The organism is Pseudomonadaceae bacterium SI-3 (assembly GCA_004010935.1).
Taxonomy (GTDB): Bacteria; Pseudomonadota; Gammaproteobacteria; order Pseudomonadales; family Pseudomonadaceae; genus Stutzerimonas.
In genome coordinates, this window is the sequence record CP026511.1 from 2,055,053 (window position 1) to 2,069,762 (window position 14,710).

Here is a 14,710-nt window from a genome sequence, read left to right on the forward strand (position 1 = left end):
CGAGCAAACCGCTCGTTCCTGCCTCTAGTCGCTTTGCTTCCAGCTACTGGCTTTTTCGCCTATGGCAGCTTTGATTCCCTACTGGCGCCTGTCCGGTTTCTACTTTTTCTACTTTGCGCTACTCGGTTCGGCGGCGCCGTTTCTCGGCCTCTATTTCGACCATCTTGGCTTTTCTGCCGAGCGCATTGGCGAGCTGGTGGCCATTCCCATGCTGATGCGCTGCCTGGCACCGAACCTGTGGGGTTGGCTGGGCGATGTCACTGGCCGGCGTCTGACGATTGTTCGTATTGGAGCAGTCTGTACGCTGATTTCGTTCAGTTTGATCTTCTACAGTAAAAGTTACGCCTGGCTGGCATTGGTGATGGCGCTGCATGCGTTCTTCTGGCATGCAGTGTTACCGCAGTTCGAGGTCATCACCCTGGCGCACCTGCACGAACAAGCGTCTCGCTATAGTCAGATTCGCCTATGGGGCAGCATCGGTTTCATCGCGGCGGTGGTGGGACTTGGGGCGCTGTTCGAGCATCTGAGTCTCGACATTTATCCGGTGGCGGTGCTGACAGTCATGGTCGGGATCGTGATCAGCAGCGTATGGGTGCCCAACGCGGTGCCGGCGGAGCGCCCTGAGCCGGAGGGGCAGGGTGGTTTTTTTCGTCAGCTATGCCGTCCGGGTGTATTGGCATTCTTCGTGTGTGTCGGTCTGATGCAGGTCAGTCATGGCCCGTACTACACCTTTTTCACCATTCATCTCGAAACGCTCGGCTATGGCCGTGGCACCATCGGCCTGCTCTGGGCGCTCGGGGTCGTAGCGGAAATCCTGATCTTCCTGGTGATGGCTTCGCTGCTGGCGCGCTTTTCGTTGCGCCAGGTTCTTGCCGCTAGCTTTCTACTGGCCGCGCTACGCTGGTTGCTGCTGGGTACGCTGGCCGATCATTTGGGCGTGCTGTTGATTGCGCAGCTGATGCACGCGGCCACGTTCGGCAGCTTTCACGCAGCGGCGATTCATTTCGTCCAGCGTAGCTTCGGCCACCGCCAGCAAGGGCAGGGGCAGGCGCTCTATGCGACCCTTGCTGGGGTTGGCGGAGCGTTGGGTGCGCTTTACTCCGGCTACAGCTGGGCCAGTCTCGGCCCTTTATGGACGTTCGCCATCGCCAGCCTGGCCTCGCTGGTCGCAGCCGTTATCATCGTTATCCCAAGCAGGAACTCGGCATGACTGCTATCCGTGACGACCTGGCGCAGGCCATTATCGAAGCTGGCCAGTTTCTCTATAGCAAAGGTTGGTCGCCGGCCACCAGCAGCAACTATTCGGCTCGCCTGACGAGTGCTGAAGTGCTACTGACGGCCTCCGGCAAGCACAAGGGACAACTGACGGCGGATGATCTGCTGGCTGTGGATATGAATGGTCTTAGCCTGGAACTGGGCAAGAATCCTTCCGCTGAAACCCTGCTGCACACTCAGTTGTACCGCTGGAAGTCCGAGATCGGCGCGGTGCTGCACACCCACTCGGTCAATGCGACGGTGCTCTCGCGCATATGCCACAGTGATTCGCTGGTGTTGGTCGATTACGAGCTGCAGAAGGCGTTCAGTGGGGTTTTATCGCATGAATCGCAAGTGCTGGTACCCGTGTTTGAAAACGACCAGGATATCCGGCGACTCGCCGCGCGGGTTCAGCCTTGGCTGAACGAACACCCTGATTGCGTCGGCTACCTGATACGTGGGCACGGCCTCTACACCTGGGGCGCCCACATGAAGGATGCACTGGGCCAGATCGAGGCGTTCGAGTTCCTTTTCGAGTGCGAGCTGAAGCTGCGGATGCTGCAAAGCCTGTAGCGGGAACACTTTTTTACGCGCCACCTCGCCGACATTATTACAACCCCGGGGCAGCTATCCCGGTCGGAGACATACAGTATGAGCATTCTCAGCGTTTATCAGGACACTGCGCCCGAGCAGCCACTCAAAGTGCTCACTCATATAGAAGACATCGCTGCCACGCTGGCCGACGTCGGTGTGCGCCTGGAACGCTGGGAAGCCAGCGCGCCCATTCGCGCCGGCGCAAGTTCAGAGGAGGTGATTGCCGCCTACCGCCCGCAGATCGATCGACTGATGAGCGAACGTGGCTACGTCACGGTCGACGTCATCAGCCTGACCCGCGACCATCCACAGAAGGCAGAGCTTCGCGCCAAGTTTCTTGAAGAGCACCAGCACGCCGAGGACGAGGTGCGTTTTTTTGTTGTCGGCCGCGGGTTGTTCACGCTGCATATCGAGGACAGGGTGTATGCCGTGCTGTGCGAGAAGAATGACCTGATCTCGGTGCCTGCCGGAACCCGGCATTGGTTCGACATGGGTGAGGACCCTCACTTCGTTGCCATTCGCCTGTTCAACAATCCAGAAGGCTGGGTCGCGCAATTCACCGGGGCAGATATCGCCGGCGGTTTCCCGCGCCTGGAGGATTTCTGATGCCGGTCAAAGCCATCCTTACCGATATCGAAGGCACCACCAGCGCAGTGAGTTTCGTCTTCGACGTACTGTTTCCTTATGCCCGCGAACACTTGCCCGATTTCGTGCGCAACCGTTCGACAGAGCCGGCGGTGGCGGAACAGATCGAGGCGGTACGCGGTGAGAGCGGCGAGCCGGATGCGAATATCGAGCGCATTGTTGAGATTCTGCTGGGTTGGATGGCCGATGATCGAAAGGCTACGCCCCTAAAGACACTTCAGGGCATGGTCTGGGCCGATGGCTACCGCGCTGGACAGCTCAAGGGACACGTCTATGCGGATGCGGTGAACAGCCTGCGTCGTTGGCATGATCAGGGCTACGCGCTCTACGTCTATTCCTCCGGGTCGGTACAGGCACAGAAGCTGATTTTCGGGTGCCCTGAGGTGGGCGACCTGACACCGTTGTTTTCCGGCTATTTCGATACCGGTAGCGGGCATAAGCGCGAGCTAGATTCCTACGTGCGAATTGCCGGGTCGATCGGCTTGCCACCCGACGAGATTCTCTTTCTTTCCGATGTCGTGGAAGAGCTGGACGCCGCGCAGCAGGCGGGCATGCACACCTGCGGCCTGGTGCGTGAGGGTGGCGAGCTGGCTGGTCATCCTGCCGTCGCCAGCTTCGACGCGATTGACCCGCACCGCTACTGAGCTGATCGCATACTGAACCCTCAAACCAGCCAGGCATCCTAATTACGAACTCACCGTAATTTGGAGTCTTGTCATGACCGATGCCTTTGGCGGTATTTTTGGCCTGCTTATCCTGGCGCTGGATATCTGGGCAATCATCAGTGTGGTGCGTAGCGACAGCAGCACTGGCAAAAAGGCTCTCTGGGTATTGCTGATCGTCATCCTGCCGGTGTTGGGCCTGATCATCTGGGGCATCATGGGGCCGCGTGGCAATCGGCCAGATGAGCGCAACCTAAGGCCCTAACGCGTGGAAGCCTGGAGCACACTGCTGGCCTTGATCGTGCTGGTGGCCGATATCGTGGCCATCGTGCAAATCTGGCGAAGTCGGATCGAGGTCGGCCGCAAGACCATCTGGAGCCTTGTCGTCGTGCTGTTGCCAGTCGTCGGGCTAATCATGTGGTTTGTTGCCGCTGGACATTTCGCCAAGGTCAGGTTGTGAATTGCGCATAGCGATTCTGGTCGCGTTGCTGCTTTCAACCTGCAGCGCCTGGGCTGGTGAAGAGGCGGCGTGGGCGGCGATGCGTGAGGGGCGCGCTGTATTGCTCATGCGTCACGCCTCGGCACCCGGAATAGGCGACCCGCCGGGCTTCGTACTCGGGGACTGCATGACTCAACGTAATCTTGACGAAGCCGGACGATTGCAGGCAAAGCGATGGGGCGCTTTGCTCCGCAAGAAGGGTATTGATGAGCCGAGACTGCTCAGCAGTCGCTGGTGCCGGGCCCTGGAAACGGCGGAGCTGCTGGGGCTTGCTCCGGTAGAACCTTTGCCAATGCTGGACTCGTTCTTTGTCCAGGCCGACAGGAAAAGCCAGCAGACCGAAGCTTTGCGAGAATTCCTAGGCACATTGCCAGCGACACCCCCCGTCGTGCTCATCAGTCATCAAGTCAACATCACCGCATTAACTGGGATATTTCCACGGTCCGGAGAGGCTTTGATCTTGGCGTTGCCCCTCAAGGACCGACCGCAGGTGCTGGCGAGGATTTCCCCGCCTTAGCCTGCAATGAGGAAATCCCGTAGTTATCCCAGATGTACACGGCAGCGTAGGCTCGCCAGGGGCGCCACGTTTGTGATCGGGCAAGTAACTCCCGCGTAGTGAGGCCGTTGCGGCCCCATAACGGAGCCTTCAGCAGCCCTAGGTCGGCGGCTGGAAAGGCATCTGCCTCGCCGAAGCCTCGTAACGCTATGTACTCGGCAGTCCATGGGCCAATGCCAGGAAGCTCGCAAAGACGCCGGACCAGTGCGTCCGAACCATCATCGGTATGCAACTCAAGCGCGCCGTTAGCTACAGAGGCGGACAATCGTTGCAGTGCTGCCACCCGCTTGCCGGGCATACCAATGCTGTCCAGTGCCGCGCTGGCTAGAGTTTCTGGGCGGGGAAACAGCTTGGTTAAGCTATCCGTTCTGCTTGCGGACAGGCAAAGCCATGGTTCGCCAAGCCGTTCGACCAGCCGCCGCGTAATGGTTACCGCCGCCTTCACGCTGACCTGCTGGCCTACGATCGCCCGCACGGCTTGCTCAAACGGATCGAACGAGCTCGGCAAGCGCAGCCCTGGAGTGGCAGCGACCAGAGGTCCGATGTGAGGGTCTGCAGCAAAATGCCGAGCTATGACTGTCGGATCGGTGTCGAGGTCGAACATCTTCCTAACACGCATCACCAACGCCACGGTGTGTTCGGCTAGTGAATCGCTGAGGGTTAGTTCAAGAGCGGGCTGTGTGGCGAGCGGCTGCACACTGATCCATCCAACATCGTCACCGACACGCACGGTACGGGAGTAGCGCTCGGGCTCCAGCGCCTCGAGGCCAGGTAGCAAGCGCAGCGCAAAATGCTGGTGGAACTGGGGCCAGCTCCATGGGGCAACGTAAGGAAGGTAGATTGCGATCATCGGTAGACGATAGCCAGCGCTGATGGCGTTGTCTTCACCAAACGGGCTTTGGGAGCGGATGGTTCCTCCTGTCATAAGACCAAAGTAGAATGCTGCTCTTTGTCAGCTGGACAGCCTTCGGGCCTGTCTGTTACGCCATCCATCAGGGAGACACCCATGAGTGACTATCAGGAAACTCTCTACGAGGGCTACGGCCAGCGCTTCAGGATCGACGACATGCTGCATGAGGTGCACACCGAGCATCAGCACCTGGTCATATTCGAGAATGCCCGCATGGGGCGCGTGATGGCACTTGACGGGGTTATTCAGACCACCGAGGCAGACGAATTCATCTACCACGAAATGCTGACGCATGTCCCGATTCTGGCTCATGGCTTGGCGCGGCGAGTCCTGATCATCGGGGGCGGTGACGGTGGCATGCTGCGTGAAGTGAGCAAGCACCGCGATGTCGAGAGCATCACCATGGTCGAAATCGACCGCACCGTGGTGGAGACATGCAAGGAATTTCTACCGGAGCATTCGAAGGGGGCGTTCGCCGATCCGCGGCTGAACCTGGTGATCGACGACGGCATGCGTTTCGTGGCAACCACTGACGAGAAGTTTGACGTGATCATCTCCGACTCGACCGACCCCATTGGGCCGGGCGAGGCTCTGTTTTCGGAAAACTTCTATCAGGCGTGCCGTCGCTGCCTCAACGATGGCGGCATTCTGGTCGCGCAGAACGGCACACCCTTCATGCAACTGGCCGAAGTCCAGACCACTGCCAAGCGGATGACCGGCTTGTTTCCCGACTGGCATTTCTACCAGGCGGCTGTCCCTACCTATATCGGCGGCGCCATGACGTTCGCCTGGGGTGCATGTGATTCCGACAGCCGCAAGCTGACGCTGGAAACTTTGTGTCAACGTTTCGCTGGTAGCGGAATCGTGACTCGCTATTACAACCCGCACATTCATATCGGCGCGTTCGCGCTGCCTCAGTACGTGTTGCAGGCGATCAGCAAGCCCAGCAACGGCTAGTTCTATCCGCGCGCTGCGACGCGTTGCAGCGCGCGGATCGGTCTAGTCAATCCCGTCGTGATCGCTTCGTTTCACCGTCCCCGTTGCGGATGCGGTTTATACGTCGTATGTTCCAAGGGCAGCTGCATGCACTGAAGTGTTCAGGGCATCGGCTGCTGCCGTGTCTGGCTGAGGTTACGGTCACAGGCGTCCGATCGATGATCGGTCGAACTCCGAGGCGTCGCTGAGGCCTATTGGAAACACCGCACGGTTTCTCTTATCCGACAACCAGGCAACTTACCGCCGGCATTGTCCGGTCGCATCCGCAACGAGGTAGAGAAAGGCTTTTCCATTCCTGAAATCGTCATCCATGAGTGAGAGGAGGTTGTTTTATGAGTGCCACCTTCCATGAGGATGTAAGCAGCAACGTACTTCTTAGGATGAAGGAGGGCGGTTTCGACTTTGCCCGCGTCCATCCGATCGAGTTCTACGCTGTGTTTCCCGATCGTGAACGTGCCTGCGCGGCCGCCAGCAATTTCCGCGGCGAATGCGTCAATACCCAGATAGCGCCCCGCGACGATGGGGCCTGGGACCTGCAGGTCAGCAAAGTGATGTATGCCACCTTCGATGGTATCGGTGACTTCGAGCAGGATCTGGAGGACCTGGTCGAGCCGCTGGGGGGTGTGCTCGATGGTTGGGGCGTGACCCAGGAACTTTCTGGCTGCGCTGTCTGATTGCCAATGCTTTCAAGCAAAGACGAGTCCGCTTTGCAGTGCCTGGTCCCAGGGTGGGATCGGGCCAAAGCGGCTCTTTAAAAACTCCAGCAGCAAACGGCTCCTAGAATCCGCTTCCCGTGTCAGGCGCAACGCATAGATCCCGCTAGGTTCTGGTTCCGGCAGTGTGCGCTCACAGAACAAGGGCAGCAGATCGCCCCGCAGTAGCTGGTCGCTGATCAGCCAGGTCGGTAGGTGGGCGATGCCCAGTCCCGCCAGAGTGGCGGTAAGCAAGGCTTCCGCATTATTCGCGACCATCCGCAGCCGCTTCGGCTTCAACAGCTTCCGTTTGCCCTCATGTTCGAATCGCCATGCATGGGGTGGAGCCAGAGCGTCCCAGTCCACCCCATCGTGCTCCGGCAGTTCTGCGACTGTTTGCGGTACGCCTCGGCGTTTCAGGTAGGCAGGGCTGGCGCACGCGATGCGCATCATCGGGGCCAGCGGCGTTGCAACGAGGCGCGTATCGGCCAGCGGCCCGATACGTAGCACCAGATCGACATCACCGAGATGCTCGCCTTGCATATCGATAAAGCTGTCGATCAGGCGCAGCTGGATATCGACCCCCGGGTAGGCCAAAAGAAAATCAGCCAGTGCTGGCGCTAAATGTCTGCGTCCGAAGGGTGCGGGCGCATCGATACGGATACGGCCTTCCGGTGCGCTTTGCAGCGAAGTCATCTCGGCCCGTGCGAGGGTTAATTCCTGAACGATGCGTCTGGCACGTTCGGCAAATGCCTGACCGGCAGCTGTAGGCTTGACTGCATGGCTGCTGCGGCTGACCAGCTGGCAACCCAGCGAACGCTCCAAAGCGTCTATGCGTCGTGCAACGGATGAGGGCGCGAGTGCGCGCAGGCGACCCGCCGCTGAGAAGCTGCCGGTATCGATGACATCGATAAAAAGCTTGAACTGATCGGTAAGCGCGTTGGTGTCCATGGTTCGCTTTGCTTTGCAGATTACGCAAAACCATTGTGCATGCTTGTGCATATCCCTACCAGAGACCGCTGAGTAGCATTGCAGCTTTCGCTGGAGGCGTTATGGACCTAGTCGGATTCGTGTTGAATGTGGTGCTGGGTTTGGCGCTGGGCACGCTGGGTGGCCTGTTTGGTATCGGCGGCGGGTTGATCGCGATTCCGGTACTGGGTGTGATGTTCGATCTGGACCAGCAGGTCGCTCAGGGCACAGCACTGGTCATGGTTGTGCCCAATGTGCTGCTTGCGATCTGGCGTTACCACCAACGCAACCGAATCAATCTGCGCCACGCGGCAGCATTGGGCATCGCCAGCTTCTGCTTCGCCATCGCCGGTGCAGCAGTTGCCGTATCGCTCGACGCTGGGCGCATGCGTATCGCTTTTGTCGGTTTTCTCGTCGCTTTGGCTGTCTACACCTTGTCGCGTGTGTTCTTCCGGCCACCGTCCGGTGGGACCGAGTTGCGCCATCCTTGGCCGTGGTTAGGCGTGCTGGGTGCTGGCGCGGGTGCGCTGGGCGGTTTGTTTGGCGTAGGTGGCGCAGTGCTTGCCACGCCGGTGCTCACGGCAGTGTTCGGTACATCGCAGGTCGTGGCGCAGGGCCTATCGTTGTCGCTGGCGGCACCGAGCACCGCTGTTACGCTGGCCACTTATGCCACACATGACCAGGTGGACTGGATGCTTGGTTTACCGCTTGCCATAGGAGGGCTATTGAGCATCAGCCTCGGCGTGAAGTTGGCGCACGCGCTACCGGAGCGGCTATTGCGCCTTATGTTCAGCGGGTTTCTGCTGTTGAGTGCGGTCCTACTGGCCTTCGAAGTCTGAACAGCCCGCACCGAGCCAGCCCTAGGCTGCCACTGGTCTCGCTCGGCGTATTTCACGTCGTGCACTGCGCACCAGTCGTATAGTCAGCAGGATCGCGGCGCAGCTCAGGCCCGCAATCAAGCCCTGCCAGAGCCCTGCCGGCCCGCTGGGTTCACCGAATCTGTCAGTCAGGCCGAGCACATAGCCCACCGGCAGGCCGATCCCCCAGTAGGCGAAAAGCGTGAATATCATCGTCATGCGGGTGTCCTGGTAGCCGCGCAGTGCGCCAGCGGCCGTCACTTGCACCACGTCCGAAAACTGAAACAGTGCAGCGTAGAAGAACAGGCTGGCGGCCACTGCAATCACAGCCGGATCCGGCGTGTAGATACGTGCGATCTGCTCGCTGAACAACAGCATGCTACCCGCCGAAAAGCAGGCATAGACCAGACTCGATATGACACCCAGGCCCGCAACGAAGCGTGCATCCCGTGGAGCGCCTCGTCCCAGCGCCTGACCGATGCGGATGGTGATGGCCATGCCCAGCGAAAGCGGAATCATGAAAATCAGCGACGTAAAATTGAGCGCGATCTGGTGTCCGGCGACCACGGTCGCCCCGAGGCCGCCGATCAGAAGGGCGATGACCGAAAAGATGCTGGCTTCGGCAAACACCGCAACCCCGATCGGCACGCCCACCGAAAGCAGGCGGCTTAGCACCGACCATTTCGGCCAATCGAAATGGGTAAACAGCTGGCTTGGTTGGTAGTAATCAGCGCGGCGTACCCAGAACAGCATTGCCAGTAGCATGAAAGCCATGACCAGCGCGGTAGCCCAACCACAGCCGACCCCGCCCATGGCTGGCAGGCCCAACTTGCCGTAGATGAAAATGTAATTCAGCGGAATGTTCAGCATCAGCGCGAGAATGCCCACCACCATGCTGGGCCGGGTGTGGCCGAGCCCATCGCTGTAACAACGCAGCACTTGATACAGCGCCACCGCGGGAAAGCCGCAGGCAACCGCTCGTAAATAGGCCATTGTCGGGCCGATCAGTGCCGGTTCGACTTCCATCAGATGCAGCACCGGCTCGGCGTTCCACATCAGCAGGGCGAACAGCGATCCTACACCGAGTCCCATCCATAGGGCCTGGCGCACCAGCGGTCCAATTCGTTCGTGTTGGTCACGGCCGAAGTATTGAGCAACATTGGGCGTGGTCGCCAGGATGACGCCCGTCACGAGAAGGAAAACCGGCACCCAGATGGAATTCCCTAGCGCCACCGCTGCGAGGTCTGCCGGGCTGACGCGGCCGGCCATCAAGGTGTCGACAAAGCCCATGGCGGTGTTCGCCAGTTGAGCAATCATCATAGGCAGGGCGAGGGCGAAGAGGGTGCGCAGTTCAACGCGAACCCGTCTGAGTCTCAGCTCAGTGGGCATTGCAGGTTATCCGGATTGTATACAGAAGCCGCCTAGTCTACGCCGCGAGTCGCACGCACGGGAAGGCAGCAGAGCGCCCCGGCGCGGTCTAGAATGGGAAATCAATGACGGAGCCCCACAATGCGCATCCTTGCCGATGAAAACATTCCTCTGGTTGACGCTTTCTTCGCTGAGTTCGGCGAGATACGCCGTATGCCTGGGAGAAGTATCAACCGGGCTGCGCTCGAGCAGGCCGACGTGCTTTTGGTTCGATCTGTCACCCGGGTCGATCGCGAGTTGCTCGAAGGGAGCGCTGTGCGTTTCGTGGGCACTTGTACGATCGGAACCGACCACCTCGACATTGATTACTTCGAGGAGGCGGGGATCAGTTGGGCTAGTGCACCGGGCTGCAACGCCCGCGGCGTCGTTGATTACGTGCTCGGCAGTCTTCTGGCCTTGGCCGAAGGTGAGGGCGTCGAGCTGGAAGGCCGCCGTTATGGCGTGATCGGCGCCGGGGAAGTGGGCGGCAGGCTGGTAGAGGTTCTGCGCGGGCTGGGTTGGGACGTGCGTGTCTGCGATCCGCCACGCCAGGCACGTGAAGTGGGCGAGTTCGTCACCCTGGATGAAATACTCACTGAGTGCGATGTCATCAGCGTGCACACGCCGTTAACGCTGGACGGCGAACATTCGACGTTTCACTTGTTGGATCAGTCTCGCCTGGAGCAGCTGCGCCCAGGCGCCTGGCTGATCAATGCCTCCCGTGGGGCGGTTGTCGACAATGCCGCCTTGCGCGAACAGCTGGCCAGGCGGACAGACATCCAGGCGGTGCTCGATGTCTGGGAGGGAGAACCTCAGGTCGATGTCGAATTGGCCGAGCTGTGTTGGATCGCAACGCCCCATATCGCCGGCTATAGCCTGGATGGAAAGTTGCGCGGAACGGAGCAGATCTATCTGGCGTTTTGCGCGAGCAGAGGTTTGGAGCCAACGGTTGAACTGGCGGAGCTGATGCCGCCAGCGCCGCTGCGAGGGCTTGCCTTCGATGCTTCGACTAAGCCTAGAGACTTATTGGAGATAACGTGTCGGGCCGTGTATGACCCGCGACGTGACGACGCTGCATTTCGTCGCAACCTGGGCAATGACGAGGCCCAGCGCCGCGTCGGCTTCGACCAGTTGCGAAAGCAATACCCACCCCGTCGGGAAATAGACAGCTTGCAGATCGAAATCACCGGCGGCCAGCCGCAGCTGGAACAGATCGTGCGAGCCCTGGGCGCAACTGTTAAGCGCTGACCGGGCGTTTGCAATAACAAGCTGCATCCGCCATGCAGGCGTCAGGCTGGATGCAATTTGCAGCCTGCTCCGCTAGCATTACCCGTCCTCTGCTTTATCCCGCGATGGTGTTATGAGTTATCAGGTACTAGCCCGTAAATGGCGTCCGCGCTCGTTCCGCGAAATGGTCGGCCAAACGCACGTGCTCAAGGCTCTGATCAACGCACTGGACAGCCAGCGCCTGCACCATGCCTACCTGTTCACAGGTACGCGTGGGGTCGGCAAGACCACCATCGCGCGAATTATCGCGAAATGCCTCAATTGCGAGACGGGTATCAGTTCCACGCCTTGCGGGGAGTGCTCGGTCTGCCGCGAAATCGACGAAGGACGTTTCGTCGACCTGATTGAGGTAGACGCCGCGAGCCGCACCAAGGTTGAAGACACTCGAGAGTTGCTGGATAACGTGCAGTACGCGCCTAGTCGTGGGCGCTACAAGGTTTATCTAATCGACGAGGTGCACATGCTCTCGTCGCACTCGTTCAACGCATTGCTTAAAACGCTTGAAGAGCCACCGCCCCACGTCAAGTTCCTGCTAGCCACGACGGACCCGCAAAAGCTACCGGTGACTATCCTGTCGCGCTGCCTGCAGTTCTCTCTGAAAAACATGCCGCCCGAACGCGTAGTGGAGCATCTGACCCACGTGCTTGGTGTCGAGCAGGTCCCGTTCGAGGAAGATGCGCTCTGGTTGCTCGGCCGTGCCGCGGATGGATCGATGCGCGATGCGATGAGCCTGACCGACCAGGCGATCGCGTTTGGAGAGGGCAAGGTACTCGCGGCCGACGTCCGCAGCATGCTGGGCACCCTTGATCACGGGCAGGTCTATGGCGTGCTGCAGGCGCTGCTTGAAGGCGATGCCAGGGCGCTGCTGGAAGCGGTTCGTCACCTTGCCGAGCAAGGCCCTGATTGGGCCGGCGTACTCGCGGAAATGCTCAACGTCTTGCACCGTGTGGCTGTCGCCCAGGCGTTGCCGGACGCGGTAGATAATGGTCAGGGCGACCGAGACCGAGTGCTTGCACTGGCGCAGGCATTGCCGGCCGAGGACGTACAGTTCTATTACCAGATGGGTCTGATTGGCCGGCGCGATCTGCCGTTGGCACCCGATCCGCGAAGCGGATTCGAAATGGTCATGCTGCGCATGCTCGCGTTCCGACCTGCTGACAGCGATAACGCACCACGAACACCGTTAAAGACATTGGGAGTCAGTCCGGCCACGACTGATTCCAGATCAACCGAGGTGGCCGGTACTGCGGCATCGGCTGCACCGGTTCATGATCTGGCTGCAAAGCCCGTAGTGCCAGCGCCGGTCGCTGCGGTCAGCTCTCCGGTGCCGCCGCAGCCGGACCCGTTACCTGCACCCGCACCCGCACCCGCACCCGCACCCTCGCTAACAGCCCCGGCTCATGTCCAAGTTCCCGAGCCGCCGGCCGCTGCTGTGGAGGTCACGCCGGCTCCGACGCCTCAACCTGTGGCGTCGGAGCCGGTACCTTCGGTGGTCGACGTGCCGTGGAATGAGCCGCCGGCATCGTCACCGGTTGCGGTGGAAAGTGAGGCGGTAGAGCAACGGACCGCTTCGATTGAAACCGCTGAACATTTCGCTGCGGTCGTCGAGGTGAGCGAGCCTGACGATGAAGAACCCCCGTTGACTGACGAGGATTACTTCGAGGTCGAAACACAGGCTGAAGCCTACCTGGACGGGCTGGATGATCCAGCGTCGGAGCAGCAGTCTGTAGAACCGGCTCCTGCGGTCGAACCGGCGACTGGACTGGCCGCCGAGTGGCAGGATATTTATCTGAAACTCGGGTTGGCAGGACTGACCGGCAGTATCGCGGCCAATTGCACTTTGATTTCCGTTGAAGGTGATCGCTGGTTGATGCACCTGGACCCGGCGCAGAGTGCACTGTTCAATACGACTCAACATCGACGTCTGAACGATGCTCTGAATCAGTACCATGGGCGCACCTTGCAGCTGGACATCGATTTGCAGACCCCGCAGCAGGAAACTCCGGCCCAGGCCGCGGCCCGCAGACGGGGCGAGCGTCAACGGGCCGCTGAGCAGTCGATTCAAACCGATCCCTTGGTGCAACAGCTGATGCAACAGTTCGCCGCCGTCATTCGCGACGGTACCATCGAACCCGTAGAACATTCCGAACCCTGATCCGAGGTAGACCCCATGATGAAAGGTGGCATGGCCGGCCTGATGAAGCAGGCGCAGCAGATGCAAGAAAAGATGCAGAAAATGCAGGAAGAGTTGGCCAACGCCGAGGTGACCGGCCAGTCCGGCGCCGGCCTGGTGAGCGTTGTGATGAACGGTCGACACGACGTCAAACGCGTCAGCCTGGACGACAGCCTCATGCAGGAGGACAAGGAAATTCTAGAAGACCTGATCGCCGCGGCAGTGAACGATGCCGTGCGCAAGATCGAGCAGAACAGCAAAGAAAAGATGTCCGGCATGACCGACGGTATGCAGTTGCCGCCCGGCTTCAAGATGCCCTTCTGATGGCTTCCGAGTGCCGTTCCAGGCACTCAGCCAGCGCGGCCGATCGGCGCCGTGAATGACCTATCGCGTCATTCACAGCACGGTCTTTAGTACCGATTCAATTTACAGCCCACTGCTCCCCAGCCTGGTGACCCATGTCTTTCAGCCCGCTTATTCGCCAACTCATTGACGCATTGCGCATTCTCCCTGGCGTAGGGCAAAAAACGGCTCAGCGCATGGCATTGCAGATGCTTGAGCGCGACCGCAGCGGCGGGCTGAGGTTGGCTCAGGCGCTTGCACGTGCGATGGAGGAGGTGGGCTACTGCCGCCAGTGCCGCACATTGAGTGAGGAAGAGCTCTGCCCGCAGTGCGCTGATCCGCGACGGGACGATGCCTTGCTGTGCATCGTGCAAAGTCCTGTCGATGTGTTCGCAGTGGAGCAGACCGGCTTTCGTGGCCGCTACTTCGTACTTAAGGGGCATCTTTCCCCGCTCGATGGTCTAGGCCCAGAGGCAATAGGCATCCCCGATCTGCTCGGACGAGTGGCTGAGGGCAATTTCAGCGAGGCGATATTAGCCACCAACCCCACCGTTGAAGGCGAGGCTACTGCGCATTACATTGCTCAGCTTTTGATACCAAAAGGCTTGACCCTCAGCCGCATCGCGCACGGTGTGCCGCTTGGCGGTGAGCTTGATCTCGTCGATGGGGGCACGCTTGCACATGCGCTGGCCGGCCGGAAGACGATCACCCTCTGACTTGTTGGCAATCCGGGCCGAAAGCCATGCTGGCGGCAACCTTCTGCTTTATAACTTCTGGTTTACCGGTTATCGCCCCTAGGTAGTGCCTAGCAAGCCGGACTTCATGTAAAGTTCTAAGCCACAATCCGCTAATAACCAAATGAATATA

At 59.8% G+C, this 14,710-nt stretch carries 17 protein-coding genes; 14 read left to right on the forward strand and 3 right to left on the reverse strand.

Annotated elements, in window-relative coordinates:
- Positions 1 to 61 precede the first annotated feature (61 nt).
- From C1896_09830 to C1896_09860, 7 genes are all read left to right on the forward strand, one after another.
- Entirely contained in the window at positions 62 to 1,210 is a 1,149-nt protein-coding gene (locus tag C1896_09830; protein ID AZZ45173.1) for an MFS transporter, read from the forward strand.
- The gene (locus C1896_09835; GenBank protein AZZ45174.1) at positions 1,207 to 1,827 is read left to right on the forward strand and encodes a methylthioribulose-1-phosphate dehydratase; all 621 of its coding nucleotides are present in this window, start codon (positions 1,207 to 1,209) and stop codon (positions 1,825 to 1,827) included. Before C1896_09830 ends, C1896_09835 begins: the two co-directional genes overlap by 4 nt.
- A 78-nt stretch (positions 1,828 to 1,905) precedes the next feature.
- On the forward strand, positions 1,906 to 2,454 hold the full coding sequence (locus tag C1896_09840; GenBank protein AZZ45175.1) for an acireductone dioxygenase: 549 nt from the start codon (positions 1,906 to 1,908) through the stop codon (positions 2,452 to 2,454).
- Positions 2,454 to 3,137 (forward strand): acireductone synthase, encoded by a 684-nt coding sequence (gene mtnC / locus C1896_09845; protein AZZ45176.1) that lies wholly within the window; start codon positions 2,454 to 2,456, stop codon positions 3,135 to 3,137. Before C1896_09840 ends, mtnC begins: the two co-directional genes overlap by 1 nt.
- A 73-nt stretch (positions 3,138 to 3,210) precedes the next feature.
- Positions 3,211 to 3,420 (forward strand): hypothetical protein, encoded by a 210-nt coding sequence (locus tag C1896_09850; GenBank protein AZZ45177.1) that lies wholly within the window; start codon positions 3,211 to 3,213, stop codon positions 3,418 to 3,420.
- A gap of 3 nt (positions 3,421 to 3,423) precedes the next feature.
- On the forward strand, positions 3,424 to 3,615 hold the full coding sequence (locus C1896_09855) for a hypothetical protein (protein AZZ45178.1): 192 nt from the start codon (positions 3,424 to 3,426) through the stop codon (positions 3,613 to 3,615).
- 1 nt (position 3,616) lies between these two features.
- A complete protein-coding gene (locus C1896_09860; protein AZZ45179.1) occupies positions 3,617 to 4,171 on the forward strand; it encodes a histidine phosphatase family protein in 555 nt (184 codons plus the stop codon).
- Here C1896_09860 and C1896_09865 read toward each other — a convergent pair.
- Positions 4,128 to 5,060, reverse strand: coding sequence for a 3-methyladenine DNA glycosylase 2 (locus C1896_09865; protein ID AZZ47608.1), 933 nt, complete (start codon positions 5,058 to 5,060; stop codon positions 4,128 to 4,130). The genes C1896_09860 and C1896_09865 overlap by 44 nt on opposite strands.
- A gap of 156 nt (positions 5,061 to 5,216) precedes the next feature.
- On the opposite strand from C1896_09865, the gene C1896_09870 reads away from it, so the two are divergent.
- Positions 5,217 to 6,077 (forward strand): polyamine aminopropyltransferase, encoded by an 861-nt coding sequence (locus tag C1896_09870; GenBank protein ID AZZ45180.1) that lies wholly within the window; start codon positions 5,217 to 5,219, stop codon positions 6,075 to 6,077.
- A 371-nt stretch (positions 6,078 to 6,448) separates the two neighbouring features.
- Entirely contained in the window at positions 6,449 to 6,790 is a 342-nt protein-coding gene (locus tag C1896_09875; GenBank protein AZZ45181.1) for a ribonuclease E inhibitor RraB, read from the forward strand.
- A 12-nt stretch (positions 6,791 to 6,802) separates the two neighbouring features.
- On the opposite strand, the gene C1896_09880 is transcribed toward C1896_09875, so the two are convergent.
- Positions 6,803 to 7,759, reverse strand: a complete 957-nt coding sequence (locus tag C1896_09880) for a LysR family transcriptional regulator (GenBank protein ID AZZ45182.1) — start codon at positions 7,757 to 7,759, stop codon at positions 6,803 to 6,805.
- A 101-nt stretch (positions 7,760 to 7,860) separates the two neighbouring features.
- Here C1896_09880 and C1896_09885 point away from each other — a divergent pair, with 101 nt between their 5' ends.
- A complete protein-coding gene (locus C1896_09885; protein ID AZZ45183.1) occupies positions 7,861 to 8,616 on the forward strand; it encodes a hypothetical protein in 756 nt (251 codons plus the stop codon).
- 21 nt (positions 8,617 to 8,637) lie between these two features.
- Here C1896_09885 and C1896_09890 read toward each other — a convergent pair whose 3' ends face one another.
- Positions 8,638 to 10,023, reverse strand: coding sequence for an MATE family efflux transporter (locus tag C1896_09890; GenBank protein ID AZZ45184.1), 1,386 nt, complete (start codon positions 10,021 to 10,023; stop codon positions 8,638 to 8,640).
- A gap of 120 nt (positions 10,024 to 10,143) precedes the next feature.
- Here C1896_09890 and C1896_09895 point away from each other — a divergent pair, with 120 nt between their 5' ends.
- The 4 genes from C1896_09895 (at position 10,144) to C1896_09910 (ending at position 14,559) form a co-directional block, all read left to right on the forward strand.
- Entirely contained in the window at positions 10,144 to 11,289 is a 1,146-nt protein-coding gene (locus C1896_09895) for a 4-phosphoerythronate dehydrogenase PdxB (protein AZZ45185.1), read from the forward strand.
- Between the two features lie 112 nt (positions 11,290 to 11,401).
- Positions 11,402 to 13,483 (forward strand): DNA polymerase III subunit gamma/tau, encoded by a 2,082-nt coding sequence (locus C1896_09900; protein ID AZZ45186.1) that lies wholly within the window; start codon positions 11,402 to 11,404, stop codon positions 13,481 to 13,483.
- Positions 13,484 to 13,498: 15 nt separating this feature from the next.
- Complete coding sequence (locus C1896_09905) at positions 13,499 to 13,825, forward strand: nucleoid-associated protein, YbaB/EbfC family (GenBank protein AZZ45187.1); 327 nt, start codon at positions 13,499 to 13,501, stop codon at positions 13,823 to 13,825.
- Between the two features lie 134 nt (positions 13,826 to 13,959).
- A complete protein-coding gene (locus C1896_09910) occupies positions 13,960 to 14,559 on the forward strand; it encodes a recombination protein RecR (GenBank protein ID AZZ45188.1) in 600 nt (199 codons plus the stop codon).
- The last annotated feature ends 151 nt before the right edge of the window (positions 14,560 to 14,710 follow it).

Excerpts from the sequence above, each read along its gene's own strand:
- C1896_09830 (AZZ45173.1), top strand. The coding sequence starts at position 62 with ATGGCAGCTTTGATTCCCTACTGGCGCCTGTCCGGTTTCTACTTTTTC.
- C1896_09835 (AZZ45174.1), top strand. The coding sequence starts at position 1,207 with ATGACTGCTATCCGTGACGACCTGGCGCAGGCCATTATCGAAGCTGGC.
- C1896_09840 (AZZ45175.1), top strand. The coding sequence starts at position 1,906 with ATGAGCATTCTCAGCGTTTATCAGGACACTGCGCCCGAGCAGCCACTC.
- mtnC (AZZ45176.1), top strand. The coding sequence starts at position 2,454 with ATGCCGGTCAAAGCCATCCTTACCGATATCGAAGGCACCACCAGCGCA.
- C1896_09850 (AZZ45177.1), top strand. The coding sequence starts at position 3,211 with ATGACCGATGCCTTTGGCGGTATTTTTGGCCTGCTTATCCTGGCGCTG.
- C1896_09865 (AZZ47608.1), bottom strand. The coding sequence starts at position 5,060 with ATGATCGCAATCTACCTTCCTTACGTTGCCCCATGGAGCTGGCCCCAG.
- C1896_09870 (AZZ45180.1), top strand. The coding sequence starts at position 5,217 with ATGAGTGACTATCAGGAAACTCTCTACGAGGGCTACGGCCAGCGCTTC.
- C1896_09875 (AZZ45181.1), top strand. The coding sequence starts at position 6,449 with ATGAGTGCCACCTTCCATGAGGATGTAAGCAGCAACGTACTTCTTAGG.
- C1896_09880 (AZZ45182.1), bottom strand. The coding sequence starts at position 7,759 with ATGGACACCAACGCGCTTACCGATCAGTTCAAGCTTTTTATCGATGTC.
- C1896_09885 (AZZ45183.1), top strand. The coding sequence starts at position 7,861 with ATGGACCTAGTCGGATTCGTGTTGAATGTGGTGCTGGGTTTGGCGCTG.
- C1896_09890 (AZZ45184.1), bottom strand. The coding sequence starts at position 10,023 with ATGCCCACTGAGCTGAGACTCAGACGGGTTCGCGTTGAACTGCGCACC.
- C1896_09895 (AZZ45185.1), top strand. The coding sequence starts at position 10,144 with ATGCGCATCCTTGCCGATGAAAACATTCCTCTGGTTGACGCTTTCTTC.
- C1896_09900 (AZZ45186.1), top strand. The coding sequence starts at position 11,402 with ATGAGTTATCAGGTACTAGCCCGTAAATGGCGTCCGCGCTCGTTCCGC.
- C1896_09905 (AZZ45187.1), top strand. The coding sequence starts at position 13,499 with ATGATGAAAGGTGGCATGGCCGGCCTGATGAAGCAGGCGCAGCAGATG.
- C1896_09910 (AZZ45188.1), top strand. The coding sequence starts at position 13,960 with ATGTCTTTCAGCCCGCTTATTCGCCAACTCATTGACGCATTGCGCATT.